The sequence below is a fragment of the Microbacterium sp. T2.11-28 genome, from assembly GCF_950097975.1.
GTDB lineage: Bacteria > Actinomycetota > Actinomycetes > Actinomycetales > Microbacteriaceae > Microbacterium.
Map to the genome: position 1 here is coordinate 103,119 of NZ_CATNHF010000032.1, position 26,162 is coordinate 129,280.

Below are 26,162 nucleotides of genomic sequence, written 5' to 3' on the forward strand. Positions count from 1 at the left end.
CCCGGCCCTCCTGCGGAGAGGTCATCATGGTGAAACGGCATGACGAGGCGCTGACCGTCGAGTACGACCGGCCGGGAGGAGCGGAGGTGCTCGAGCTGCGTCCGAGGCCGCTCACCCCGCCCGGCCGGGGCGAGGTCACCGTCGAGGTGATCACCACCGGCATCAGCCACATCGACGGGTTCATCCGGTCGGGCCGGGAGGAGACCTGGAGCGACGACCCGTGGCCGCGCCGGTCGGGGAGCGATTTCGCCGGGATCGTCGTGGCCTCGGGAGACGGCGCGGCGCGGTTCCGGCGGGGCGCCGAGGTCATCGGCCATGTGCGGGCCGGGGCCCACGCCGAGTACGTCACCGTGTCGGAGGGGGCGCTGGTCGCCCGACCGCGCGGGGTGACGTGGGAGACGGCGGGAGGGCTCTACCTCGCCGGTGCGACGGCGCTGGACACGGTGGACGAGCTGCGGGTGGGGCCCGACGACGTCGTCGTGATCTCCGCCGCGGCCGGAGGGGTCGGCAGCATCGAGGCGCAGATCGCCCGCCATCGCGGCGCCACGGTGATCGGCACGTGCGGCGACCGCAACTTCGACTATCTGCGACAGCTCGGCATCAAGCCGGTGCGCTACGGCGAGGGGATCGCCGACCGCATCCGCGCCGCCGCCGGCCGCCCCGTCACCGCGATGGTCGACAACTTCGGGCAGGACGGCCGCGACCTGGCCGACGAGCTGGGCGTGCCGCCGGCGCGCTACCGCTCCAGCGAGGACCGCCGGCAGACCGAGCTCGGCCTGCTCGACGACGATCCCGCGGCGGTCGCGCGCGGCACGCGGCTGCTGGAGGAGGTCGTCCGCCTCGCCGAGCGGCGCGCGTTCACGGTGCTGGTGTCGGGCTTCTATCCGCTCGCCGCCGTCGCCGAGGCGTACGAGGACCTCGCCCGCCTGCATGCCCGCGGCAAGGTGATCCTGGGCACGCGCCCGGTGACGACGGTGCGCTCGCTCAAGGCGCGCGACGTGTTCGAGGCGGCGCGCTGACCCGGCGCCCTGCCGGGCCGGTCAGAGCGCCGCGTCAGGGGCGCGGGTCGAAGCGGCGCGGGGGGTGGGTGCGGGCGACGAGCCCGCGCAGCGACTCGAGGTCGCCCGACACCAGCCCCGCGGCGCGCGCCTGCACAAGCACGTTGCCGAGCGCGGTCGCCTCGACGGGGCCGGCGAGCACCGGCAGTCCGGAGTGGTCGGCGGTCCGCTGACAGAGGAGGGCGTTCAGCGCGCCGCCGCCGACGACGTGGATCGTCCGCACGTCGACGCCCCCGAGGCGACCGGCTCGCTGCGCGGCCTCGGCGAACGCCTGCGCGAGCGACTCCACGATCGACCGGGTGAACTCGGCGCGCGTCCGCGGCGCGGCCACGCCGTGCTCGGCGCACCATTCCGCGATCCGCGCGGGCATGTCGCCCGGGGGCAGGAACCGCGGGTCGTTCACGTCGAAGACGGGGACGGCGGATGCCGGGATCTCCGCAGCGGCATCGAGGAGCGCCGACAGGTCGATCGGATGCACCGCGCCGCCCGCGGCGTCGCGGCGCTCCCAGCCGCGCACCGCTTCGCTCAGCAGCCAGAGGCCCATGACGTTGTGGAGCAGGCGCACGCGTCCGTCGACGCCGCCCTCGTTGGTGAAGTTCGCCGCCCGGGCCTCGGCAGTGAGGATCGGGTGCTCCACCTCGACTCCGACCAGGCCCCACGTGCCGCACGAGATGTAGGCCGCGGCCCCGGTCTCCATCGGCACCGCCACGACGGCGGAGGCCGTGTCGTGCGAGCCGACCGCGGTGACGGGCACCTCCGCGCCCGCGGCGAGGCCGACCGCCGTCGCCGCCGGAGCGTGCAGCGTGCCCAGGCGCTCGCCGGGCGCGATCAGGTCGGGGAGGAGGCGCGCCGGGATGCCGACGCGCTCGGCCAGCGCGAGGTCCCACTGCCGGTCGGCCCAGCGCAGCAGCCCCGTGGTCGAGGCGTTGGTCTGCTCCGCCCGCGCGACGCCGGTCAGCCAGTAGGCGATGAGGTCGGGGATGAGGAGCGCCGTATCGGCGATCTCGAGCACCGCCGGGTCGTCGGCCGCCCACTGGTACAGGGTGTTGAACGGCAGGAACTGCAGCCCCGTGCGGTCGTACAGCTCCGCCTGCGGCACCCGGGCGTGCACGGCGGCGACCCCGCGCGCCGTCCGCTCGTCGCGGTAGTGGAACGGCTCGCCCAGAAGGCGTCCGCCCGGCCCGCCGCGCGCCCCGCGCAGGAGGCCGTAGTCGACCGCCCACGAGTCCACGCCGATGGAGCGGACGCGGTCGTCCGGATCGGCGTGCGCGGCGACGGCGCTCCGCAGCCCCGCGAGGACCGCGCCGTACATGCCCAGGAGGTTCCAGTGCAGGCCGTCGCCGGTGTGGACCGGCTCGTTCGGGAAGCGCGCGACCGTTGTCGTCTCGAGGGTGCCCGGCCCGACGCGGCCCACGATCACCCGGCCGCTCGTGGCGCCGAGGTCGACCGCCGCGACCGTGCCCGGGCGTCCGCGGCCGCGCGGCGTTTCGTCTGGCTGCGCTCGCTCAACGACCGGGGTGTGCGTTTCGTCTCGCTGCGCTCGCTCAACGACCGGGGTGTCCGCTCGCTCAACGACCGGGGTGTGCGCTCGCTCAACGACCGGGGTGTGCGCTCGCTCAACGACCGGGGTGTCCGCTCGGTCGGCGGCCGGGGTGTGCGCCCGGTCGTTGAGCGAGGAGCGCAGCGACGAGACGAAACGCGCCGGGCCGGTCATCGCAGGAAGGCGGCCGCGACGCCCGAGTCGACCGGGATGTGCAGGCCCGTCGTCCGGCTGAGCTCTGGTCCGGTGAGCACGTACACGGCGTCGGCGACGTTCTCGGGCACGACCTCGCGCTTGAGGATCGTCCGGTCGGCGTAGTACTGGCCGAGCTCCTCCTCCTTCACCCCGTAGGTGGCGGCACGGTTCGCGCCCCAGCCGGCGGCGAAGATCCCCGACCCGCGCACGACGCCGTCGGGGTTGATGCCGTTGACCCGCACGCCGTGCGCGCCGAGCTCGACGGCGAGCAGCCGCACCTGGTGCGCCTGGTCGGCCTTGGTCGCCGAGTAGGCGATGTTGTTCGGGCCGGCGAACACCGAGTTCTTCGACGAGATGTAGACGACGTCGCCGCCCATCCCCTGCGCGACGAGCGCCTTCGCGGCGGCCTTCGCGACGAGGAACGAGCCCTTCGCCATGACGTCGTGCTGCAGGTCCCAGTCCTGCTCCGTCGTCTCCAGCAGCGGCTTCGAGAGCGAGAGCCCGGCGTTGTTGACGACGAGGTCGACACCGCCGAACGCGAGCACGGTGGCGTCGATCGCGGCCTGCACGCCGTCGGCGTCGGCGACGTTCGCCGCGACGCCGATGGCGACGTCGGCGCCGCCCAGCTCTGCGGCCGCCGCCTGCGCCTTGTCGAGGTCGAGGTCGGCGACCACGACGCACGCGCCTTCCGCCGCGAGTCGCGTCGCGATCGCCTTGCCGATGCCGGATGCGGCCCCGGTGACGAACGCGATCCGGCCCTGGTGGGTGCGGGGCTTGGGGCGGCGCTGGAGCTTGGCCTCTTCGAGGGCCCAGTACTCGATGCGGAACTTCTCGGCGTCGGAGATCGGGCTGTACGCCGACAGCGCCTCCGCGCCGCGCATGACGTTGATGGCGTTGACATAGAACTCGCCCGCCACCCGTGCGGTCTGCTTGTCGGCGCCGTAGCTGAACATGCCGACGCCCGGCACCAGCACGATGAGCGGATCGGCGCCGCGGATCGCGGGGCTCTCGGCCGTCGCGTGCGCGTCGTAGTAGGCCTGGTAGTCGGCGCGGTAGTCGCGGTGCAGCTCGCGCAGCCGCGCGACGGTCTCGTCGACGGAGGCCGATGCAGGGAGGTCGACGAGGAGCGGCTTCACCTTGGTGCGCAGGAAGTGGTCGGGGCAGCTCGTGCCGAGGGCGGCCAGGGCGGGCGCCTTCTCGGATGCCAGGAAGTCCAGGACGACGGCGGTGTCGGTGAAGTGCCCCACCTGCGCGCTGTCGGTCGACGCGAGACCGCGGATCGTCGGGGCGAGCGCGGCGGCCTTCGCGCGGCGCTCGGCTTCGGGAAGCGCTTCGAATCCGGCGCGGACGCCACCGAAGGGCTCGGGGGCGCCGTGCTCGGCGATGTAGGCGGCGGCGGTCTCGATGATCCACCGCGAGTTCGCCTCGGCCTCCTCGGAGGTGGAACCCCATGCGGTGATGCCGTGACCGCCGAGGATCGTCCCGATCGCCTGCGGGTTCTGCGCCTTGATCGCCGCGATGTCGAGGCCGAGCTGGAACCCGGGGCGGCGCCACGGCACCCACACGACGCGGCCGCCGAAGACGGTGGCGGTGAGGGCCTCGCCGTCGGCGGCGGTCGCGATCGCGATGCCGGAGTCGGGGTGCAGGTGGTCCACGTGCGCGGCGTCGACGAGTCCGTGCATCGCGGTGTCGATGGAGGGAGCCGCGCCGCCCTTGCCGTGCAGGCAGTAGTCGAAGGCGGCGACCATCTCATCCTCCCTGTCCACCCCCGGATACACGTCGACGAGGGCGCGCATCCGATCGAGGCGGAGCACCGCGAGGCCCTCCGGCGTGAGCGTGCCGAGGTCGCCGCCGGAGCCCTTCACCCAGAGCAGCTCGACGGGCTCTCCGGTGACCGGATCGATCTCCGTGCCCTTGGCCGACGTGTTGCCGCCTGCGTAGTTCGTGTTCTTCGGGTCGGCGCCGAGCCGGTTGCTGCGCGAGATCAGGTCGGAGACGGTGGCGTTCGTCATGTCGGGTTCCTTGAGGATCGGGTGGGAGGGGAGGCGAGGGCCAGGAGCCGGTCGGCGAAGCGGCCGATCGACACCCCTGCCGCCGGCTCGGCGGGACGGTTGAGGTGGCCGTGCTGCGTACCCGGCTCGCGGACGACCTCGACGTCGGCGCCGGCGGCGCGGAGCGTGGCGGCGAACGCCTCGCCCGACACGCGCAGCTCGTCGGCGTCGCTGTTGACCATGAGCACGGGCGGGAAGCCGGTGAGCTGCGCGGGCGTCGCGAGGCCGGGGACGGCGTAGACGTCGGCGGTGTCGACGGGAGCCCCGAGGAGGTTCTCGTACATGCCGCGGACGACCTCCGGCCCGAAGCGGTCGGCCTCCGGGTCGGCGTCGAGGGCGGCGCGCAGCTCGGCATCCGGGGCCGGCTGCACCGCGTGCAGGGTCGGATACGCCAGCGCGACGAGCGCGGGGAGGGTGCCGGTGCCGCCGGCCCCGTCGCCGAGGGCGCGGTGGAGCAGCCGCAGCGTCGCACCGGTCGCGAGGTTCGCTCCGGCGCTGGCGCCGCCGATCGCCCACGGTCCGGCCGCGATGCCCGATGCCGCCGCCCACGCGAACGCGAAGCCGACCTCCTCGGAGGCGACCGGGTGGCGGAAGCCGGGGAGGCCGGGCCCCGGCGGTGCGAGCCGGTAGTCGACCGAGACGACGGCGATGCCGCGGCCCGCCAGGGCGCGCGCGACGCCGTCGCCCTCGGGCATGTCGATGTCGCCGGCCGCGAAGCCGCCGCCGTGGGCCCACACCAGTCCGACGGGCGGCCCCGCCGGGGCGGCCGCGGCGTCGGGCCGGTAGATCCGCACGCGCAGCGGGCCGTGCGGGCCGTCGAGGATCTCGTCGCTGACGCCCGTCATCGGATCACGCGCCCCAGCCCGCCTGGGTGCCGCCGACGCGGGCGCCCGCGATCTGCTCCTGGTAGCCGGAGGCGAGGTAGGCGGCCATCGGGTCGGCGGGGAGCCCTCGCGATTCGCGCCACTGGGCGAGAGCGGGACGCACGTCGGTGTAGAAGGCGTCCATGAGGATGCCGTTCGCGGCCAGCACGTCGTTGCGCTGCTGCGCCGCCGCGAGCGCGTCGCGGTCGACGAGGAGGGCGCGCGCGGTCATCTCCTGCACGTTCAGCACCGAGCGGATCTGGCCGGGGATCTTGTCCTCGATGTTGTGGCACTGGTCGAGCATGAACGCGACGTCGGGGTTGTTCAGGCCGCCCCCGCGCACCACCTCCACGAGGATCCGGAACAGCTGGAAGGGGTCGGCCGCGCCGACGATGAGGTCGTCGTCGGCGTAGAAGCGGGAGTTGAAGTCGAACGAGCCGAGCTTCCCGAGGCGCAGCAGCTGCATCACGATGAACTCGATGTTGGTGCCGGGCGCGTGGTGTCCCGTGTCGAGGCAGACCATCGCACGATCCCCGAGGGCGGCCACCTGGGCGTACGAGGTCCCCCAGTCCGGAACGTCGGTGTGGTAGAACGCCGGCTCGAAGAACTTGTACTCCAGCACCAGGCGCTGCTCTCCGGAGAGGCGGTCGTAGATCTGCTGGAGGGAGTCCTGCAGGCGGTCCTGGCGGCCGCGCATGTCGTTCTGCCCGGGGTAGTTCGAGCCCTCGGCGAGCCAGATCTTGAGGTCGCGCGATCCGGTGGCATCCATCACCTCGATGCACGCGTAGTGGTGGTCGATGGCCTTCTGGCGGATGCGCTCGTCGTGGTGGGTGAGGGCGCCGAACTTGTAGTCCTCGTCCTGGAACGTGTTCGAGTTGATCGTGCCCAGGGCGACGCCGTGGTCCTCGGCGTGACGGCGCAGGGCGCCGAAGTCGTCGACCTGATCCCACGGGATGTGGAGCGCCACGCTCGGGGCGAGCGCCGTGTGGCGGTGGACCTGGGCGGCATCCGCGATCTTCTCGAACGGGTCGCGGGGCGTGCCGGCGGTGGCGAACACGCGGAAGCGCGTGCCGGAGTTGCCGAACGCCCAGCTGGGCAGCTCGATCCCCTGGCTCTCGAGGGCGGACCGGACGTCGGGGGAGAGCGTGCTCACGATGCGTCGCTTTCGTGGTCGGTGACGGAAGCCGTCAGCTGGTCGTACAGATGGAAGACCTCGGCGAGCGGGGTGGCGGCCTGGTCGGGGCGCCCGTCCAGCCCGACGAAGAACGGCGCCATCTCCGCCTCCCAGCGGGCGGCGACGGGCGAGGCGGCGAGGTAGGCCTGCGCGGCGGCATCGTCGTCGGTCTCGTAGTAGCCGAAGAGGCGCGCGTTCTGGCGGTCGAGGAACAGCGAGTAGTTGCGGCGGCCGGCGGCGGCGATCTCGGCGAGCATCTCGGGCCGCACCGGCGAATGGCGCGCGACGTACTCGTCGACGCGGTCGGCCGCGATCTGGAGCTGGAAGGCGACGCGAACGGTCATGTCACTCCTTCGTGAGAGTCGCGATCGGGACGGGGTCGGCGCGGCGGTCGGCAGCGGTCGGGCTATGAAACGATTCAAACTGTAGTGTGAGCCCACAGGATCCGTCAAGACAGGCAGCACATGGCAGTCAGCGTGAAGGACGTCGCGGCCGCGGCGTCGGTATCGGTGGGCACGGTGTCCAACGTGCTCAACCGCCCCGACAAGGTGGCGCCCGAGACCGTCGCCCGCGTGCAGGCGGCGATCGAGCGGCTCGGCTTCGTGCGCAACGACGCCGCGCGGCAGCTGCGTGCAGGCCGCAGCCGCAGCATCGGACTCATCGTCCTCGACAGCGCCAATCCCTTCTTCGCGGAGGTGGCCCGCGGCGCCGAGGAGCGCGCCGCGGAGCACGGCATCTCGGTGCTCCTCGGCAGCAGCGACCAGGACCGTGACCGCGAGAACACCTACCTCGACCTCTTCCGCGAGCAGCGCGTGAACGGGGTGCTGCTCACGCCGCAGTCCCTCGACCCGACGCGCGCGGCTGCGCTCCGCGACGCGGGCATCCCGGTCGTCCTGCTCGACGCCGAGCTCGACGGCGGCGGCATCCCGTCGGTCGCGGTCGACGATGTCGAGGGCGGGCACCTGGCCGTCGCGCACCTCCTGGACCGCGGGCGGCGGCGCATCGCGTTCGTCGGCCAGCCGTCGATCCGCCAGGTCGCCGACCGGCTCGAAGGCGCGCGCCGGGCGCTCGCCGACGTGCCGGGCGCCGAGCTGGAGGTCATCGAGGTCGACGCGCTGACGGTGCTGCAGGGCCGCGAGGCGGGGGAGCGGATCGCGCAGCGCGCGCCCGAGGACCGGCCGGACGCGGTGTTCTGTGCCAACGACCTGCTCGCCGTCGGGGTGCTCCAGGGCGCCGCGATCCTCGGATCGGTGCGGGTGCCCGACGACATGGCGCTCGTCGGCTACGACGACATCGAGTTCGCCCAGTCGACCGTGGTCGCCCTGAGCTCGGTGCGCCAGCCCGCCCGGGCGATCGGCGCCGCCGCGGTGGATGTGCTCTTCGAGCGGCTGGACGATCCGGCATCCCCGCCGCGCCACGTCCGCTTCCGCCCCGAACTCGTCGTCCGGGCCTCCAGCGCCTGACCTGGGCTGCCCATCCCACGGGGTCTCGCCGAAACGCCGAACAAGCGCCGCACCCTATGCCTGTGGATAACTCGAGAAAGGCGTTTGAGCGTATGCTTTTATGAGCTTCCTCTAGATGGAGGATCTCATGAAAGCATCCGCTCATTCGATTACATGTCGGCTTCTCGCTGTGGGGTTGGCTGTGGTGCTCCTCGGCAACGCCTCGCCGGCCTCGGGCGAAGAAGCCGACCCACCGGCCGCAAGGTCCGTCCACTCGGTCGAGATGGTCGTCGATCCGTCATGTATAACGGCAGTGGACAACTCGATGTCGCAGAGTTCGGCAGACGAGGCGAGGCGCTTCTGCACTTTCAGGGAGTCGAGGGCCGTCTCCGCGCCAGAACAGGTCACACCCATCGACCTTCGAGGAGCGCGAGGGTCGATGAGTCCACGCGAGTTCCGCGAGCTTCAAACTGCAGTCAACGCTGGCACAGTGCGGTCCAAGACCTTTCGTCGCACATACGACAATGTCGTCGTCGCGTGGTCGCAGAGCGGGCGATTCTATTACGACGGGTCGCGGGTCTGGGTGAGGTCGACCTATCGCGGATACACGGGCTACCACTCGTGCCGGGTAGATCGCGCGATCGGCTACGTCGTCGAACGGAAGAACTGCGACGAGAGCGGGTCGACCACAAAGCGAGATCTGCGCGCCATCTTTCACTCCTCCGCCATCCCTTCGGGTGGACTCGTGAACTGGGACACGGAGTGGCACACCTACGTCAACGCTTTCGGACGCGTCTGGTGGTGATGAAGACATGAGTGAGCTCCTCGCGGGTCCACATTTCTGGATTCTCCTCCTGAGTCTGGGCTACATGAGCTTCGTGGTGGCCACGATCGTCCGCGTCGTAGGCACCGCCGACATTTCGGCCCCCGCTCGAGTGGCGTGGATTGCGGCGGTTGTGGCAGTACCGCTGGGCGGTGCGCTTGTCTTCTGGGGTGCACGAGGGTCCCGCAAGGGGCGGTCGACAAGCGCCATGTAGCCGACGGCATCCGTTGGGAGGGGTCACTGTCATTGCCCATCCCGCGGGGTCTCGCCGAACCCACACGATCCATGCCGTCCGGATCGTGTGGGTTCGTTCATCCCACGGGGTCTGGCCGATATCCTCACTGATCGCCGAGCCGCCACGAAATGTGCCGAGCCGACACGTTTCGGGGCGCAGAAGCGTGGCGGCTCGGGGGAAGCGTGGCGGCTCGCAGGGTTAGCGGGTCAGGCGAGCGGATGCCACGGCGTGCGCGTGCGGAGTGACACCGAATCCACGGACAACAGGTCGGGAGCGGCGGCGGCGCGGCGGGCGGCGGCGCGCGGCGGGAGCCACACGGTCGACCGGACCGACAGGGGGAGCACATGGAGCGTCACGGTGCTCGCGGGCGTCGCCCCGACGTCGGGCAGGGAGATCGACCAGCGCTCGCCGTCCCAGAACCGGTCGTCGACGACCACGCCGTCGACCCGCAGCTGGGCGACGTCCCCGCCGCAGTCGACGTCAAGCACTGCGTCGCCCTCCCACGCGTCGGGTTCGAGCGCGAACACCGCGGCATCCGCGTCGAGCACCTGCGCGGCCGGGGCGCGATGTCGCGGTCCCCCGAAGCCGTGGTCGTCCGGAACCGGCGCCGCGGCCCGCATCGCCGCCACTGTGACGGGGCGGGCGGGTGACGGCCCCACCACGGCGATCTCGCGCCACTCGCCCACGGCTGCGTCGTACCGGCGGAGCCACGTGGCGTCCCGCACGGCCACCGCGTCGTCGTCCCACGCGAGCTCACCGTCGGTCTCGTACACGTCGTCGCCCCGCACCCACACCCGGTCGGCGTCGGCCAGCACGAGGAGGTGCCCCCGCCCGAGCGGATGCCGTCCCACGCCCACCGTACGCGGCTCCTCGCCGTCGACGCAGAACTCCACGTCGACCCCCGGCGTCACCGCCACCACGAGCGTCGGACCGTCACCGTCCGCGCCGCCCGTGCCGATGCCACCCGGGAGGAGCGTCACCGCGGATGCCGTCACCCACCGCACGCGCGGCGCATCGGGGCCGGTGCCCAGCCGCAGCCCGACGGGCCACCGCGCGAGCGTGCCGGCGGGGATGTCGACGCGCCGCGACGGCAGCACGATCGTCTCGGCGTCGAGCCCGACGGCGAGCTGCACTCCGGCGACGGGCTCCACCTGCTCGTACGGCTGGTGGTGGCTGACGAAGACGAACGCCTCGTCGCCGTCGGACCGCAGCGCCCAGCGAAGCGTCGCCCGGTCGGCGAGTCCCGACGCGAGCACCTCCGGCAGCGACGACGTCATCCTCCCGAGCCGGTCGCCGAACGAGGCGAGGAACGCGTGCTGCGCGCGAAGGGCGTGCGCCGACGCGTGGAGGTCGCCGGACTGCCCGATCGGCGCGTGGAAGTCGTAGCCGAGCTCGGGGAGGTCGTTGGGGTATCCGGTGTCCTGCGACTCCTGGAGTCCTCGGCCGGGGTTCCGCCCGCCCGCGAACATGTAGTAGCCCTGCCAGGCCGAGCCGTTCCCGATCTTGACGTGGGCCAGAGCCGCGACGTCGCGTGCGGCGAGCACCGGCCTCCGGTGATAGGCGGTGGCCATGCCGGAGCCCAGCTCGCACGTGGCCGGCGGGAAGCCGTGGAGGTCTGCGCGGCGGCTGGCGGGTCCGTCGTCGGCGGCGAAGCCCTGGCTCGCGCGGACGTCCTCGCCGACGCCCGGGTCGTCCCAGTCGTGCGAGGCGAAGAAGTGCGCGCGGAAGTTCGGCTGCCACCCGCCGTCGGGATCGACCCAGAAGCCGTCGGCGTATCCCCCGAACAGGGGGACGACCTCGCCCGGCGGCAGCTGCGCGCCGCCCCAGGCGGTCGCCGTCCACAGCGGCGCGGACATCCCCGCCTCGCGCGCCAGGCGGATGAGCGTCGAGAGGTGCTCGGGTCGGTCGTACAGCTCGTTCTCGACCTGGATGCCGATGATCGGACCTCCGGGGCGCGCGCGCCCGTCGAGGGCGCCCGCCAGCTGCCCGAACCACTCCCGGACGAGGGCGAGGTAGGCCGGATCGTCGGTGCGATGGTGCACGCCGGCGTCCTGCACCCAGTCCGGGAAGCCGCCGTGGCGGGCCTCGCCGTGCGCCCACGGGCCGATGCGGAGCACCAGCTCGAGTCCCGCCGATTCCACGTCGTCGACGAACGCGGCCACGTCGAGGTCGCCGTCGAACCGGGGCCGCCCGCGTTCGGCGACGTGGTGGTTCCAGAAGACGTACGTCGAGGCGACGGTCACTCCGAGCGCCCGCAGCTGCCGCAGCCGCTCCGCCCAGCGCGCCCGGGGCATCCGGCTGTAGTGAAGCTCGCCCGACACCGGCACGATCGGGACGCCGTCTCGGAAGACGGCGCGATCGGTCAGCGTCAGGCCGCGCCCGTGCTCGCCCGCCGTGGGGAGCGCGGCGGTGGTCTCGGGTGCGGACCACGCGCGGTGGCGGACGGTGAGGACGGTCATGCCGGTGCCGATCGGGACGGAGGGGCGGTCAGAGGGCGGAGACGATCGCGTTGTCGATGCGATCGATGTCGACGCCCGGGCGCTCGGCACGGCTGGTGAGGAGCACCCAGGCCACCCCGGCGCCGGGATGGACCCAGAACTCGGTGCCCGCCCAGCCGCCGTGACCGTAGGTGTCGCGGTCGATCAGTCCCGGCGCGCGCGTGCGCAGGTTCCAGGTGAAGCCCCAGTCCTGACCTCGGGCGGCGGGATAGGGATCGAGGCGCGGGATGTCGCCGGTGAGCGGGCGCAGCATCATGTCGAGGGTCGCGGGTTTGAGGATGCCGTCGCGCGCGCCGCCGTGGATGCGCAGCAGCTCGGTGCCGAGGCGGAGGAGGTCGTCGGCGCGCCCGAACAGCCCCGCACCCGGGGAGCGCGTCGCGGTGAAGCGCTCGAGGTCGAGGCCGGCGGCGGCCGCGTCGGGCAGCGAGACGGCCGTCTCGGGGTCGAGCGTCAGACCCGTCGCGCCGATCTCGTTCGCCCACGCCGTCACGCCGGCGTCCCAGCTGACTCCCGTCGCGTGCTCGTGGAGGGCGGCGACGCCTTCGAAGGCGATCGTCGAGTACCGGGACATCGTGCCGGCGGCGAAGTCCCGGTCGCGGCGGAGCAGCTCCTCGCGCGGCGGCAGCGGCGAGTCCATCGGCGGCTCGGAGATGCCCGAGGTGTGACTCACGAGGTGGCGCAGACGCACGACGTCGTCGCGGTGCGCACCGAACGACGGGAGCGCGTCGGCGAGCGGGGCGGTCGACGAGAGGAGCCCGCGCTCGATCGCGCGCGCGGCCGCGATCCCGAGCAGCGGCTTGGTGATCGAGAAGAGCCGGTAGGTGTCGTCGACGGTGACGGGCCGGCGCCGGGATCCGCCGAGATCGTCGGTGCCGAAGGCGTCGACGGCGACGGTGCCCTCCGCGGTCGCGATGCCCAGGATCGCCGACGGGAGGCGCTCGGCCTCCACGTGCGCGCGTACCAGGTCGAAAGCCGCGTCGACGCGGACGGGGGAGGTCATGCGCCCAGCCTATGACGCGCGAGGCGGGTCGGATAGCGCTTTCCGGAGTGAGGATCTATCGTGGACGCGACACCGGCTCGACGAGGAGGCCCCATGCAGTTCGCCGACGACGGCATCGCTCGCCTGATTCTGCGCACCGACCGCGCAGGCGACGGGCCTGCTGCGGGCGACGGGCCGGGCGCGGGCGACGGAGTCATCCTCGCCGAGTACATCTATGCGCCCACCGAGCCGCAGGTCGAATCGCCGCGCCCGTACGCGCTGCTGCGCACCCTCGACGGGGCGGCGGTGACCGCCTACCGCCCGGCCGACCACGTGTGGCACAAGGGACTGTCGTTGGCCCTGCCGGTGGTGGGGCACGAGAACTTCTGGGGCGGGCCGACCTACGTGCACGGCGAGGGGTACCTGCAGCAGGCCAACAACGGTGCGCAGGTGCACCGGACATTCCGTCACACCGCTGCCGCATGTGTCGCACGCGTGGACGAGACGCTCGACTGGGTGACCGAGGACGGACGCACGGTGCTCGCGGAGGAGCGGACGCTGACCGCGCGCCGCCTCGACGCCGGCACGGGGGCGTGGGCGCTCACGTGGCGCAGTGCGCTCCGGAACGTCACGTCAGAGCCCCTCGGCTTCGGCTCGCCCACCTCGAAGGGGCGCGACAACGCGGGATACGCCGGGATCTTCTGGCGGGGACCCGCGGCGTGGACGGGAGGGGAGATCCTCGGTCCCGGCGGCCCGGCCGGAGACTCCGCGCGGGGGACCTCCGCGCCGTGGCTCGCCTTCGTCGCCCCCGACCGGTCGGCGGGCGTGCTGATGCTCGACGCCACGGCATCCCCGTCTCCCGCCGGCCACCCCTGGTTCGCCCGCAGCGAGGAGTACGCCGGACTGAACCCCGCGCCGTTCTTCTCCCGCGAGACCGTGCTCCCGCCCGGCGACACGCTCGTCCTGGCCGCCGCGGTCGTGGTCGGCACCGCGGTCGTCGCGGATCTCGCGTCGACGGCGGGCGCCGCCCTGGTGACCGAGCTGCGCACCGCCGGCGCCGACCCCACCGGACTCGGAGAAATCCCGCAGATTCGCAGTGCGGCGCACCGGGTCTCCGAATCCGGCGACGAACTCCGAATCCGCGCCGGCCGCACCGCCGGCATCCACGCCCCCGGCACCGATCTCGATAAGGACCCCGCATGACCGCGACCCTGCGCTGCGCGATTGTCGGCACCGGCGCCGTCGCGCACCTGCACGCGCGCGCCGTCGGTGCGCATCCGCGCGCCGAGCTCGTCGCCGTGACCGACCTCAGCCGCACGACGGCCGAGGAGTTCGCGGCCCGATGGGCGACGCGTGCCCCGGGGCCCGCCGTCTACGACACCCTCGACGAGCTGCTCGCGGCGGAGTCGCCCGACGTCGTGCTCGTCTGCACGCCCCCTGCCGCCCATCGCGCGCAGACCCTCGCCGCCTTCGCGGCCGGTGCCCACGTCGTGGTCGAGAAGCCGCCGGCGCCCTCGCTGGACGAACTCGACGACATGCGGGCGGCGGCCGATGCGGCGGACCGGCGTCTGGCGGTGGTCTTCCAGCAGCGCACGGGGACGGCGGCGGCCCACGTGCGCGCGCTGCTGCGGTCCGGGGCGCTCGGCCGCCCGCTCCTGGCCGTCTGCCAGACGCTCTGGTACCGCGACGAGGAGTACTTCGCCGTGCCGTGGCGGGGCAGGTGGGAGACCGAGGGGGGCGGGACCACGCTCGGCCACGGCATCCATCAGCTCGACCTGCTCTGCTTCCTGCTGGGGGACTGGTCCGCGGTGCAGGGCCGGCTGTGGCGGCTGGACCGCGAGACGCAGACAGAGGACGCGTCGACGGCGACGGTGACCTTCGCGAGCGGCGTCGTCGCCCAGGTCGTGACCAGCGCCGTCTCGCCGCGGCAGACGAGCTCCCTCCGCATCGACGCGCAGCGCGCGACGGTCACCGTGGATCACCTCTACGGGCACGGGCACGAGAACTGGCGCGTGACCCCGGCGCCCGGCTACGAGGACGAGTCCGACGCCTGGGACCTCCCCGCCGTCGAGGAGCGCAGCGACCATGCGCCGCTGCTGCGCGACGTGTTCGACGCCCTGCTGTCGGGCGAGCCGCTGCCTCCCTCCGCCGACGAGCCGGCGCGGTCGCTCGAGCTCGTCGCCGCGATCTACGCCTCGGCCGCGGCAGACGGCGCGGTCGTGACGCCCGCCGATCTCGCCAGGCATCCGACGCACCGGGCGGGTTTCGCGAGTCCCGTCACGGACATGCGCGACGTGCGCTGACCTCTCGCGCCGACCGAGCCCCGCACCCCGCCCGCGGGTCACATCGTCGCGTGCGGCGCGCCGGGCGCGGTCGGTAGCATGGCGAGGCTGTGACCGGTATCAGGGCGGGCGCGGCGAGCGGGCGATCACGGACGGAAAGCGATTTCCGAGATTCCTTGCAAAACGATTCAACGCGTAGTACGGTAACCGGCAAGCGCTTTCCCGATGCATCAGACAGCGCTCACCGCACACACGGACAACGAGCGTCCGCAGCACACTCGGAACACGGACGTTCGAAGAGAGGACAAGGATGTTCAGCACCAAGCGGGCCCTGGCCGCCGTCGCCGTCGCGACCGGCGCCGCCCTCGCCCTGGCCGGCTGCGCCGGCACCAGCGAGCCGGCGTCGTCGTTCGATCCGGACGAGAAGGTCACCCTGAACTTCACGTGGTGGGGCAACGACGACCGCGCCGCCCGATACGAGGCGCTCATCGCCGCCTTCAACGAGGAATACCCCAACATCACGATCAACGGGCAGTTCACCGACTTCCCGAGCTACTGGGAGAAGCGGCAGACCGAGGCGGCCGGCGGCGGCCTGCCCGACGTGTGGCAGTTCTCGGACAGCTACCTCCGCCAGTATGGCGAGCCCGGCTACGTCCTGGATCTCGCCACCGTCGCGGACTACATCGACTTCGACACCTTCGACGAGGCGCTGCTCGGCACGGGGCAGCTGAACGGCACGCAGTACTCCCTGCCGACGGGCTACAGCGCCTGGGCGAACTTCGTCAACGACGACATCATCGCCGCCAACGGCCTCACGGCGCCCGAGGGTGGAACCTCCTTCGAGGACTTCACCGCGTGGATGGCCGACGTGACCGAGAAGACCGGCGGCACGGTGTACGGCGGCACCGACGTCACCCAGCGCATCCAGACCTTCGAGCTCGTCCTGCGCGCCGAGGGCAAGAACCTCTACACCGAGGACGGGGAGCTCGGCTTCACCGAGGACGAGCTGAAGGCGTTCTGGGAGTCGGGTGCCGAGGCGCGCGACGGCATCACGGTGCCGCAGAGCAAGCTCGAGGAGATCACCCCGAAGTCCGGCTTCGGCGGCAACCTGACGGCCAGCGAGACCAGCTGGAGCAACTTCCTCGGCGGCTACCTCGCCGACTCGGGCGCCTCGTCCATCTCGCTCGTCGCGCCCCCGACGGCCCAGCCGGGCTCGAAGGACCTCTACCGCCAGGCCGGGCTGCAGATGGCGATCTCGGCCACCACCGAGCACCCCGAGGCCGCGGCGATCTTCCTCGACTACGTCGTCAACAGCGAGAAGGCCGGCGAGATCTTCGGCACGACCCTCGGCTTCCCGGCGTCCTCGTCGAAGCTCGCGGGCGCGGTGCTGGAGGGGGCGGACAAGCAGGTCGCGGACTACCTCGACGCGGTCGCCGACCGCATCGGCGACGCTCCGCCCGTGCCCGTGGTCGGGTACGGCGCGCTCGAGCAGAAGTTCTGGGACCTCGGCAAGGCGCTGGGTCTCGGCGCGATCAGCGTGGACGATGCCGTCAAGCAGTTCTTCGACGAGGCGAACGTCGTCCTGCAGGGCTGAGCGCCCGCAGTCGAGCACGCAGGCGAGCAAGGAGTGATCATGGCAACGGATTCGGTCGCGACCACCGCGCGCCGTCAGACGGCCGAACCGGCCTCCCGCCCGGCGGACACCCGCCGGGCGGGAGGTGCCCCCCGCCGCCGCGGGAGCCTGCAGCGGCGCGAGGACGCCGCGGGGTACCTCTTCCTCTCGCCATGGCTCATCGGGTTCTTCCTGCTGACGGCAGGTCCGATGCTCTTCTCGCTGTACCTCGCGTTCACGAACTACAACATCTTCACGCCGCCGAAGTGGATCGGCCTCGGCAACTTCGAGCGGATGCTGCAGGACGACGTGTGGTGGGACTCGGTCCGCATCACGCTCCTCTACGTCGTCGTCGGCACCCCGATCAAGCTCGCCGCGGCCCTCGGAGTCGCGATGCTGCTCAACTACCGCAGCCGGGGCACCGGGTTCTTCCGCTCGGCCTTCTACGCGCCGTCCCTCATCGGCGCGAGCGTCAGCATCGCGATCGTCTGGCGCGCCATGTTCTCCACCGGGGGTCCGGTCGACAGCTCGCTGAGCCTCTTCGGCATCGACATCGGCGGCTGGGTCGGCGTGCCGGCCCTCATCCTCCCGATGATGATCCTGCTGGCCGTCTGGCAGTTCGGCGCCCCGATGGTCATCTTCCTCGCGGGTCTCAAGCAGGTTCCCCAGGAGCTCTACGAGGCCGCGTCGGTCGACGGCGCCGGCCCGTTCCGCAAGTTCCGCAGCGTCACCCTCCCGATGCTCTCGCCCGTCATCTTCTTCAACCTGCTGCTGGAGATGATCCACGCGTTCCAGATCTTCGCGTCGGCCTACATCATCGGCTCCGGCACGGGCGGGCCGGCCGGCGCCACCAACTTCTACACCGTGTACCTCTACACACGAGCGTTCACGAACAGCCAGATGGGCTACGCCTCGGCCATGGCGTGGGCGCTGCTCATCGTCGTCGCCCTGATCGCCTTCGTCATGTTCCGCACCTCGAACTCGTGGGTGCACTACGCGGGAGACAACCGATGAGCGCCACCGTCCCCGGTCTCGAGACCATCACGGCCGTCCTGCCGAAGGGGAAGACGCCCCCGCGCCGCCGCTTCGGAAAGCGCAGGACGTGGCAGACCGCGCTCTGGATCGTCGCGATGGTGATCCTGACCGCGATCATCCTGTACCCGCTGGCGTGGATGTTCTCGGCCTCGTTCAAACCGACCGCCGAGTTCGGCGCGAACCAGTCCTTCCTCCCCGACGACCCGACGATCGACAACTACATCAAGGTGCTGGCCGGTGTCGGCGGGGTACCCCTGTGGCAGTTCTTCCTGAACTCGTTCATCCTGGCGATCGGCTCGGTGATCGGCACGGTGATCTCGGCGTCGCTCGCCGCGTACGCGTTCGCCCGGGTGCGCTTCCGGGGCAGCGGCGTCTGGTTCGCGATCATGATCGGCACGCTGCTGCTGCCGTTCCACGTGCTGATCATCCCGCAGTACATGCTGTACCGGAACCTGGATCTGGTGGACACGTTCGTGCCGCTGCTGCTGGGCAAGTTCCTCGCCACCGAGGCGTTCTTCGTGTTCCTCATCGTGCAGTTCATCCGCGCCCTGCCGCGCGACATGGACGAGGCGGCGCGCATCGACGGCTGCGGGCACGGGCGCATCTACTGGTCGATCATCCTGCCGCTGGTCAAGCCGGCGCTCGTGACGGCGTCGATCTTCGCGTTCATCTGGAGCTGGAACGACTTCCTCGGCCCGCTGCTCTACCTGAACTCCACCGATCTGTACCCGCTGCCGCTGGCACTGCGCGTCTTCAACGACCAGACCTCCACCTCCGACTACGGCGCGACGGTGGCGGTGTCGGTGCTGGCGCTGCTGCCGATCCTGCTCTTCTTCATCGTCTTCCAGCGCTTCCTGGTGGAGGGCGTCTCGACGCAGGGGCTGAAGGGATGACCGGCGCACGCAGGGCGACCCGCCGAGCCCGCCGGGTGCGTCCGGAGGCCGACGGGAGCGTGCTGCGCTGGCCGGGCGCCGCGCAGAGGTTCGCGCTGTTCGGCGAAGTGCTCTGGGTCGGCGCGCTGATGGCGATCGTGTGCCTGCCGGTCGTCACCTGGCCGGCGGCGGTGGCAGCCGGCGCGGCCCACCTGCGGCGCTTCCTCGCGGCCGAGGCGACACCGGCCGCGGAGTTCTTCCGTGACGCGCGACGGGCGATGCCGGGCGCGCTCGGTGCGGGCGCGGCGACGACCGCCCTCGTCGCCATCGTCGGCGTCGACCTCGTGCTGCTGGCCGGCGGCGGACTTCCGGGCGGGATGCCGCTCGCCGCGCTCGTGGCCGCGGTCGGCGCGGCCGTGCTCGTCCTCACGCTCCTCGCCGCATCGCTGTGGTCGCCGGGAACGCCCTGGTGGCCGCTCCTGCGCATCTCGCCGCGCGTCGCGCGCGCGGATCCGTCCGCGACCGCGTACACGGTGGCCGCCCTGGGACTCGCGGCGACCATCGTGTGGCAGTTCCTGCCGCTCGTCATCCCCGTGCTCGGAATGCTCGCCTTTGCGCTCGTCGCCGTCGGCGAGCGCCGGATGCTGCGGCTGGAGGCGGCGGCACAGGCCCGCTGACCCCGGCAGCCCTCAGTTGCGGAAAGCGCATTCCAATGTCATCATGAGTAGGCGGAAAGCGCTTACCAACCTCGAAGGAACGACCGTGTCAGAGACGACCACCAGCCCCTCCCTCGCCGAGACCGCCGCCCTGCCCGCGGTCCGCGAGATCGGCATCATCATGAACGGCGTCTCGGGCCGCATGGGCTACCGCCAGCACCTCGTGCGCTCGATCCTCGCGATCCGCGACCAGGGCGGCATCGAGCTCCCCGACGGAACGCGCGTGACCGTGAAGCCGCTGCTCGTCGGCCGCAGCGCCGTCAAGCTGGCCGAGCTCGCAGCCCGCCACGGCATCGAGGACTACACGACCGACCTCGACGCGGCGCTCGCCGATCCGCGCTGGGAGATCTACGCGGACTTCCTCGTCACCCAGGCGCGCGCATCGGCGCTGCGCAAGGCGATCGCCGCCGGCAAGACGATCTACACCGAGAAGCCGACCGCCGAGACGGTCGCCGAGGCGCTCGAGCTCGCCAGGCTCGCGGCCGCCGCGGGCGTGAAGACGGGCGTGGTGCACGACAAGCTCTACCTGCCGGGACTCCAGAAGCTCCGGCGCCTCATCGACTCCGGCTTCTTCGGCCGGATCCTCTCGGTGCGCGGCGAGTTCGGGTACTGGGTGTTCGAGGGCGACTGGCAGCCCGCGCAGCGGCCGAGCTGGAACTACCGGGCCGAGGACGGCGGCGGGATCATCGTCGACATGTTCCCGCACTGGAACTACGTGCTGGAGAACCTGTTCGGCGAGGTGAAGAGCGTTTACGCGCAGGCGGCGATCCACATCGCCGACCGCTGGGACGAGAACGGCGAGCACTACACCGCGACCGCCGAGGACGCGGCGTACGGCGTCTTCGAGATCGACGCCGCGCAGGGCCCGATCGTCGCGCAGATCAACTCGTCGTGGACGGTCCGCGTGAACCGTGACGAGCTCGTCGAGTTCCACGTCGACGGCACGCACGGCTCGGCCGTGGTCGGCCTGTTCGGTGCGAAGATCCAGCACCGCAACCAGACGCCGAAGCCGGTCTGGAACCCCGACCTCGCCGACGACCACGACTACGACGCCGACTGGGCCGAGGTGCCGGTGAACGACGTCTTCCAGAACGGCTTCCGCCAGCAGTGGGAGGAGTTCCTGGCGTCCTACGTCCTCGGCACCGACTATCCCTTCGACCTGCTGTCGGGGGCGCGCGGCGTGCTGCTGGCCGAAGCCGGGCTCCGGTCGTCGGCCGAGGGGCGCAAGGTCGAGCTGCCCGCGCTGAGCCTGGACTGAGCGGCGCCCGCCATGACGGATCTTCCTCTCCTGTCGGCCGACGGCGTGCTCACGCGGGTCGCGCTGCGCGAGGCGCCCGGCTTCGTGCGGCCGGAGGCGCCGCTGCGCAGCCGGATCGCGTACGCCGCCGCGCACGTGGTGCCCAAGGCCCACGCCGACAACACCCCCGGGCGGCACGCCGACATCGACTGGGACGCGACGCTCGCCTTCCGCCGGCACGTGTACGGGTGGGGCCTGGGCGTCGCCGACGCGATGGACACTGCGCAGCGCAACATGGGCCTCGATGCCGCCGCGACCCGCGAGCTCATCGCCCGCTCGGCGGAGGTCGCGCGCGAGGCCGGGGGGTCGGTGGTCGTCGGGGTCAACACCGATCACGTCGACGAGGAGCACATCGCGCTCGACCGCGTCATCGACGCCTATCGCGCCCAGCTCGAGTTCACCGAGGAGCAGGGCGCGGGGCCGGTGCTGATGGCCTCCCGCCACCTTGCGCGCGCCGCGCAGTCCGCCGCCGACTACCGCCGCGTGTACCGCGAGGTGCTGCGGTCGGCGACGACGCCGGTGGTCCTCCACTGGCTCGGCACCGCATTCGACCCGGCGCTCGAGGGCTACTTCGGCTCGGCCGACTGGCGGGTAGCGGCCGACGTGCTGCTCGAGATCATCGCCGAGAACCCGGGCGCCGTCGCGGGGGTGAAGATGAGTCTGCTGGACGCCGAGTCCGAGGTGTCGGTGCGGGCCCGCCTTCCCGAGGGCGTGCGGATGTTCACGGGCGACGACTTCAACTACGTCGGCCTCATCGGCGGCGACGAGGTGGCGGGCGTTTCGTCTCGCTCCGCTCGCTCGACGACCGGGGAAGGTGCGCAGCCTGACGAGGTGGCGGGCGTTTCGTCTCGCTTCGCTCGCTCAACGACCGGAGGGGCTCCCGACCTTGACGAGGTGGCGGGCGTTTCGTCTCGCTCCGCTCGCTCAACGACCGGGGAGGTCCCCGCGCCTGTCGAGGGGCACTCGGACGCGCTCCTCGGTGCGTTCGCCGCGATCACGCCGGTCGCCTCGGCGGCGATCCAGGCTCTCGACGCCGGCGACCCCGCGGGCTATCTCCGCATCCTCGGCCCGACCGAGGCGCTCAGCCGCCAGGTGTTCGCCGCGCCGACCTTCTACTACAAGACGGGCGTCGCGTTCCTGTCGTGGCTGAACGGCCACCAGGCGGCGTTCCAGATGGTGGGCGGGCTGCACTCCGCGCGGAGCCTGCCCCACCTGTCCCGCATCGTGGAGCTCGCCAACGCCTCGCAGGCGCTGGAGCGCCCGGACCTCGCCGCCTCCCGCTGGAGCGATCTCCTCCGCCTGAACGGAGTCGCCCCGTGAGCATGTCCCACATCCCGCAGACCTCGTCCCACATTCGGTGGTCCGCGGGTGCCCGAAACCACCGAAAGTGGGACATGCCGTGAGCACCGCCGATCCCCGGCTGTCGATCAATCAGGCCACCATCAAGCGCGCCGACCTCGCCACCGCCCTGCGCGTGACGGCGGAGGCGGGGATCGAGGCGATCGGCCTGTGGCGCGAGCCGGTGCAGGAGGTGGGGCTCGCCGCCGCGGCGAGGATGCTGTCGGCCTCCGGCCTCCGCTTCTCGACCCACTGCCGTTCCGGATTCTTCACGATGCCCGAGGGCCCCGCCCGCCGCGCCTCGCTCGACGACAATCGGCGCGCGATCGAGGAGGCCGCGACCCTCGCCGCCGCGGGGGCACCCGGCTCGACCGCGGTCCTCGTGCTCGTCGCCGGAGGTCTTCCCGAGGGATCGCGCGACCTGGCCGGCGCCCGCGCCCGTGTGAGGGACGCGATCGGGGAGCTGGCCGGGGATGCCGAGGCCGCCGGCGTCACCCTGGCCATCGAGCCGCTGCATCCGATGTACGCCTCCGACCGCTGCGTGGTCTCCACGCTCGGCCAGGCCCTCGACATCGCCGCGGACTTCCCCCCGCACGTCGTGGGCGCCGCCGTGGACGCGTTCCACATCTGGTGGGATCCGGGCGTGCTGGATGCGATCGCCCGCGCCGGTGCGGAGGGGCGCATCGCGACCTACCAGGTGTGCGACTGGAAGACGCCGCTGCCCGCCGACGTGCTGCTCAGCCGCCACTACCCTGGGGACGGCGTCATCGACCTCGGCGCCCTCACGCGGGCCGTGATGGCCACCGGGTACGACCGCGACATCGAGGTGGAGATCTTCCACGAGGACATCTGGGCCACCGATCCCGCCGAGGCGGTGCGCCGGACCGCGGCCGCGTTCGCCGCCGCCGTGTCGCCCCACCTGGGCATCCGCGCCGCGGCGGACGGCGCCCTAGAATCACGAGCATGACCGACGACGCTCCCGAGACCCTGCGCGCCGGTGCCGTCACCCTCGACGACGTCGCCCGGGAGGCGGGGGTGTCGCTGGCCACCGCGTCGCGCGCCCTCAACGGCTCGACCCGGAAGGTCGCCGACTCCTACCGCGAACGCGTCGAGGCCGCCGCCGCGCGCCTGGACTACACCGCCAACCTGTCGGCGCAGGCGACGGCGCGGGGCACGTCGGCGATCATCGCGCTGCTCGTCGCCGACATCGCCGACCCCTACTTCGGCCAGATCGCGTCGGGGGTCGCCCGCGGAGCCGATGAGGCGGGCCTCATCGTGACCGTCGCGATCACCGAGCGCGACCCCGAGCGCGAGGTGCGGCTGGTCCGCGCCCTCCGGGGGCAGCGCCCGCGCGGGCTCATCCTGGCCGCCTCGCGCAGCGCGTCCGAGCTCACCCGCGAGCTCGCGGCCGAGGTGGACATGCTCGCCGCCGCCGGAGGCCGGGTCGTCGTCCTCGGCGGCGGGGTGGACGGCGTCCGCTCGATCACGGTCGACAACCGGGGCGGGGCGAGGGCTCTCGGCGCCGCCGTGGCGGACCGCGGCTACCGGCGGGCACTCGTCCTGGCGGCCGCCGAAGGCACCGTCACCAGCGACGACCGCGTCGGCGGCTTCGTCGACGGGTTCACCGCGGGCGGCGGAGACGCCCCGGCGGTGCTGCGCGGGACCTTCACCCGGGAGTCCGGGTACGAGCTCATGACGCGGGCCCTCGCCGAGGGCGTCGAGACGGGGACAGTCGTCTTCGGCATCAGCGACGTCGTCGCGATCGGCGCGCTCGCCGCGCTGCGGGAGGCGGGCCGCGAGGTCGGCTCGGACATCGCCCTCGCGGGCTTCGACGACATCCCGACGGGGCGAGACGTCACGCCGGCGCTCACCACGGTGCGGATCCCGCTCGACGAGGTCGGATATCAGGCGTTCCACGCCGCGACGGATGCCCAGTGGCAGCCGGCCGACGACCCCCTCCCGCTCGAGGTGCTGCTGCGCGAGAGCACGCCCGCGCGGTCATGACGCGCGTCGTCGTCGCGCTCGACAGCTTCAAGGGATCGATCGGCGCCGCCGCCGCCTCCGCCGCGCTCGCCGACGGGTGGCGCGATGCGGATCCGGCGGCCGACCTGCGCCTGCGGCCGATGGCCGACGGCGGGGAGGGGACGCTGGAGGCTTTCGCCGCCGCGGTGCCCGGAGCACGGCGGATGCCGGTGCCGGTGCGGGGACCGCACGGCCGCCCGGAGGCGGCATCCTGGCTCCTCCTCCCGTCGTCTGTCGGCGGTGCGGGCACCGGCGTCGTCGAGCTCGCCGGGACGAGCGGGATCGAGCTGCTCGGCGATGAGCGCCGGCCGTGGGACGCCGACACCTTCGGCTTCGGGCAGGCGATCGCCGCCGCGCTCGACCACGGCGTCGACCGGCTGGTGCTCGGCATCGGATCGTCGGCGTCGACCGACGGCGGGGTCGGCCTGCTCGTCGCCCTCGGCGCCCGGGTCGTCGACGCCGCCGGTGCGCCCGTGCGTCCCGGTGCCCGGGGGCTCGCCGATGTCGCGCACGTCGACCTCGCCGGCATCCGTCCGCTTCCCCGCGGCGGCGCCGTGGTGCTCACCGACGTCACCAACCCCCTGCTCGGGCCCACCGGTGCGGCGGCGGTGTTCGGGCCGCAGAAGGGCCTCGCTCCGGCGGACATCGTCCGTGTGGATCGGGACCTCGCGCGCTACGCCGCCCTCGTCGCCCTCGACCGCCCCGACGGCCTCGACGCCGGGGCGCCCGGCACCGGAGCCGCCGGGGGCACCGGCTTCGCCCTCGCCGCCTGGGGCGCCGACCTCCGTCGCGGTGCCGACGACGTCGCCGCCCTCATCGGCCTCGACGCCGCCCTCGCGGAGGCCGACCTCGTCGTCACGGGCGAGGGGTCCTACGACGGGCAGTCGGCGGCGGGGAAGGTCCCGTCTCTGGTCGCGGAGCGTGCGGCGGCGGCGGGGGTGCCCGTGGCCCTCGTGGCGGGCCGGGTGGCGGCCGATGTCGACGTCTCGGCCTTCGCCGCGGTGGTCTCGCTGACCGTGTGCGCCGGCGACGCGGCCGCCTCGCTCGCCGACCCGGCGCGATGGCTCCGCGAGGCGGGGCGCACGCTCGCCGCGACGGCCGCCACCCGCGACGGCGACGGCCGGCGGTAGTCCTCGCACCCGGGTGGACCCCCGTCGCTCCGCGCGGCAGGATGGGCTCATGCCGGAGTCGCCCGAGGTCGAGGTGCTGGCGCGGTTCGTGGCGGAGCGGACGCGCGGTCGCCGCATCCGCACCGTCGAGCTAGACGAGTTCCGGGCGCTGAAGACGCGGAACCGCCCGCTGGCCGAGCTCGCCGGTCGCACCGTCACGGGCGTCCGTCGCCACGGCAAGCACCTCGCCGTCGCCACGGACGGTCCCGTGCTCGTCGTGAGCTTCGGCCGGGCGGGATGGCTGCGCTGGGTGCCCGCCGCCGATCCCGCCGCCGACCCCGCCGATGACGCGGATCCCGCCGCCGACGACGCGCCGCCCGCCGCCGCACCCATCGGGGCGTTGACGCTCGACGACGGGGCGTCGTTCGTGCTGACCGACGCCGGATCGTGGCTGTCGTTCGGCCTGTCGGTCGTCGACGACATCGCCGACGTGCCCGCGATCGCGAAGCTCGGACCCGATCCGCTCGACGACGGCTTCTTCCTCGCCGACCTCGAGGCGGTCGTCGACGGCCGCCGCAAGCAGCTGAAGGCGGTGCTGCAGGAGCAGGAGTCCCTCGCGGGCATCGGCAACGCCTACTCCGACGAGATCCTCCACGTCGCACGGCTGTCGCCCCTCGCCCACGCCAGCACCCTCGACGCGGGGGAGCGGGCGCGCCTGTTCGCGGCGATCCGCGAGGTGCTGACCGACGCGCTCGCCGACCGGCTCCCCGTCCCGATCGACGGGCTCAAGGCGGCGAAGGCGGCGTCGATGCGCGTGCACGGCCGCACGGGCGAGCCGTGTCCCGTGTGCGGCGGCCCCGTCGAGGACATCCCCGGCAGCAAGGGCGCCGCGCAGTTCTGCCCGATCTGCCAGGCGTAGCGCGCCGACCCCACCCCCTGCCGGCGAGCCCACCCCCACCGGCGCGGCGCGATCCCCCGTGCTCGGCGCGAAGCGGTGGGCTCGGCGCCACGCGCGCGCGGC

20 protein-coding genes and 1 pseudogene are annotated in these 26,162 nt (G+C 72.8%); 14 read left to right on the forward strand and 7 right to left on the reverse strand.

The annotated features are described in order from the left end of the window. The first annotated feature begins 26 nt into the window (after positions 1-26). A complete protein-coding gene (locus QQZ13_RS15830; RefSeq protein WP_284530505.1) occupies positions 27-1,019 on the forward strand; it encodes an NADP-dependent oxidoreductase in 993 nt (330 codons plus the stop codon). Positions 1,020-1,053: 34 nt separating this feature from the next. Here the strand turns inward: QQZ13_RS15830 and QQZ13_RS15835 are convergent. The 5 genes and pseudogenes from QQZ13_RS15835 to QQZ13_RS15855 form a co-directional block, all read right to left on the reverse strand. After that, a pseudogene (locus QQZ13_RS15835) lies at positions 1,054-2,514 on the reverse strand (rhamnulokinase family protein); the annotation flags it as partial. Between the two features lie 254 nt (positions 2,515-2,768). Beyond that, on the reverse strand, positions 2,769-4,805 hold the full coding sequence (locus QQZ13_RS15840; RefSeq protein ID WP_284530506.1) for a bifunctional aldolase/short-chain dehydrogenase: 2,037 nt from the start codon (positions 4,803-4,805) through the stop codon (positions 2,769-2,771). Further along, a complete protein-coding gene (locus QQZ13_RS15845; protein ID WP_284530508.1) occupies positions 4,802-5,689 on the reverse strand; it encodes an alpha/beta hydrolase fold domain-containing protein in 888 nt (295 codons plus the stop codon). The genes QQZ13_RS15840 and QQZ13_RS15845 overlap by 4 nt, the downstream gene beginning before the upstream one ends. A gap of 4 nt (positions 5,690-5,693) precedes the next feature. Beyond that, entirely contained in the window at positions 5,694-6,860 is a 1,167-nt protein-coding gene (rhaI, locus tag QQZ13_RS15850; RefSeq protein WP_284530510.1) for an L-rhamnose isomerase, read from the reverse strand. Continuing rightward, on the reverse strand, positions 6,857-7,225 hold the full coding sequence (locus QQZ13_RS15855) for an L-rhamnose mutarotase (RefSeq protein WP_284530513.1): 369 nt from the start codon (positions 7,223-7,225) through the stop codon (positions 6,857-6,859). The genes rhaI and QQZ13_RS15855 overlap by 4 nt, the downstream gene beginning before the upstream one ends. A 120-nt stretch (positions 7,226-7,345) precedes the next feature. Between QQZ13_RS15855 and QQZ13_RS15860 the strand changes: the two genes are divergently transcribed. Further along, positions 7,346-8,344, forward strand: a complete 999-nt coding sequence (locus QQZ13_RS15860) for a LacI family DNA-binding transcriptional regulator (RefSeq protein ID WP_284530515.1) — start codon at positions 7,346-7,348, stop codon at positions 8,342-8,344. 1,243 nt (positions 8,345-9,587) lie between these two features. On the opposite strand, the gene QQZ13_RS15865 is transcribed toward QQZ13_RS15860, so the two are convergent. Further along, entirely contained in the window at positions 9,588-11,840 is a 2,253-nt protein-coding gene (locus QQZ13_RS15865) for a beta-galactosidase (protein ID WP_284530518.1), read from the reverse strand. A 28-nt stretch (positions 11,841-11,868) separates the two neighbouring features. After that, positions 11,869-12,879 (reverse strand): serine hydrolase, encoded by a 1,011-nt coding sequence (locus QQZ13_RS15870; RefSeq protein ID WP_284530519.1) that lies wholly within the window; start codon positions 12,877-12,879, stop codon positions 11,869-11,871. 93 nt (positions 12,880-12,972) lie between these two features. On the opposite strand from QQZ13_RS15870, the gene QQZ13_RS15875 reads away from it, so the two are divergent. The 12 genes from QQZ13_RS15875 (at position 12,973) to QQZ13_RS15930 (ending at position 26,060) form a co-directional block, all read left to right on the forward strand. Next, complete coding sequence (locus QQZ13_RS15875; protein ID WP_284530521.1) at positions 12,973-14,061, forward strand: PmoA family protein; 1,089 nt, start codon at positions 12,973-12,975, stop codon at positions 14,059-14,061. Beyond that, positions 14,058-15,161 carry a Gfo/Idh/MocA family protein gene (locus tag QQZ13_RS15880; RefSeq protein WP_284530523.1) on the forward strand — a complete coding sequence of 368 codons (1,104 nt, stop codon included), beginning with the start codon at positions 14,058-14,060 and terminating at the stop codon, positions 15,159-15,161. Before QQZ13_RS15875 ends, QQZ13_RS15880 begins: the two co-directional genes overlap by 4 nt. A gap of 289 nt (positions 15,162-15,450) precedes the next feature. Further along, a complete protein-coding gene (locus QQZ13_RS15885; protein WP_284530525.1) occupies positions 15,451-16,734 on the forward strand; it encodes an ABC transporter substrate-binding protein in 1,284 nt (427 codons plus the stop codon). A 39-nt stretch (positions 16,735-16,773) separates the two neighbouring features. Continuing rightward, entirely contained in the window at positions 16,774-17,766 is a 993-nt protein-coding gene (locus QQZ13_RS15890; RefSeq protein ID WP_284530527.1) for a carbohydrate ABC transporter permease, read from the forward strand. Next, entirely contained in the window at positions 17,763-18,680 is a 918-nt protein-coding gene (locus QQZ13_RS15895; RefSeq protein WP_284530528.1) for a carbohydrate ABC transporter permease, read from the forward strand. The genes QQZ13_RS15890 and QQZ13_RS15895 overlap by 4 nt, the downstream gene beginning before the upstream one ends. Continuing rightward, entirely contained in the window at positions 18,677-19,336 is a 660-nt protein-coding gene (locus QQZ13_RS15900) for a hypothetical protein (protein ID WP_284530529.1), read from the forward strand. The genes QQZ13_RS15895 and QQZ13_RS15900 overlap by 4 nt, the downstream gene beginning before the upstream one ends. An 85-nt stretch (positions 19,337-19,421) precedes the next feature. After that, positions 19,422-20,633, forward strand: a complete 1,212-nt coding sequence (locus QQZ13_RS15905) for a Gfo/Idh/MocA family protein (protein ID WP_284530531.1) — start codon at positions 19,422-19,424, stop codon at positions 20,631-20,633. A 12-nt stretch (positions 20,634-20,645) separates the two neighbouring features. Further along, the gene (locus tag QQZ13_RS15910; RefSeq protein ID WP_284530532.1) at positions 20,646-21,992 is read left to right on the forward strand and encodes a dihydrodipicolinate synthase family protein; all 1,347 of its coding nucleotides are present in this window, start codon (positions 20,646-20,648) and stop codon (positions 21,990-21,992) included. Between the two features lie 79 nt (positions 21,993-22,071). Continuing rightward, on the forward strand, positions 22,072-22,977 hold the full coding sequence (locus QQZ13_RS15915) for a sugar phosphate isomerase/epimerase (RefSeq protein ID WP_284530533.1): 906 nt from the start codon (positions 22,072-22,074) through the stop codon (positions 22,975-22,977). Beyond that, entirely contained in the window at positions 22,974-24,014 is a 1,041-nt protein-coding gene (locus QQZ13_RS15920) for a LacI family DNA-binding transcriptional regulator (RefSeq protein ID WP_284530535.1), read from the forward strand. The genes QQZ13_RS15915 and QQZ13_RS15920 overlap by 4 nt, the downstream gene beginning before the upstream one ends. Further along, on the forward strand, positions 24,011-25,162 hold the full coding sequence (locus QQZ13_RS15925; RefSeq protein WP_284530537.1) for a glycerate kinase: 1,152 nt from the start codon (positions 24,011-24,013) through the stop codon (positions 25,160-25,162). Before QQZ13_RS15920 ends, QQZ13_RS15925 begins: the two co-directional genes overlap by 4 nt. Positions 25,163-25,211: 49 nt before the next feature. After that, positions 25,212-26,060: an Fpg/Nei family DNA glycosylase gene (locus tag QQZ13_RS15930; protein WP_284530538.1), complete on the forward strand. Its 849-nt coding sequence runs from the start codon at positions 25,212-25,214 to the stop codon at positions 26,058-26,060. Positions 26,061-26,162 lie beyond the last annotated feature (102 nt).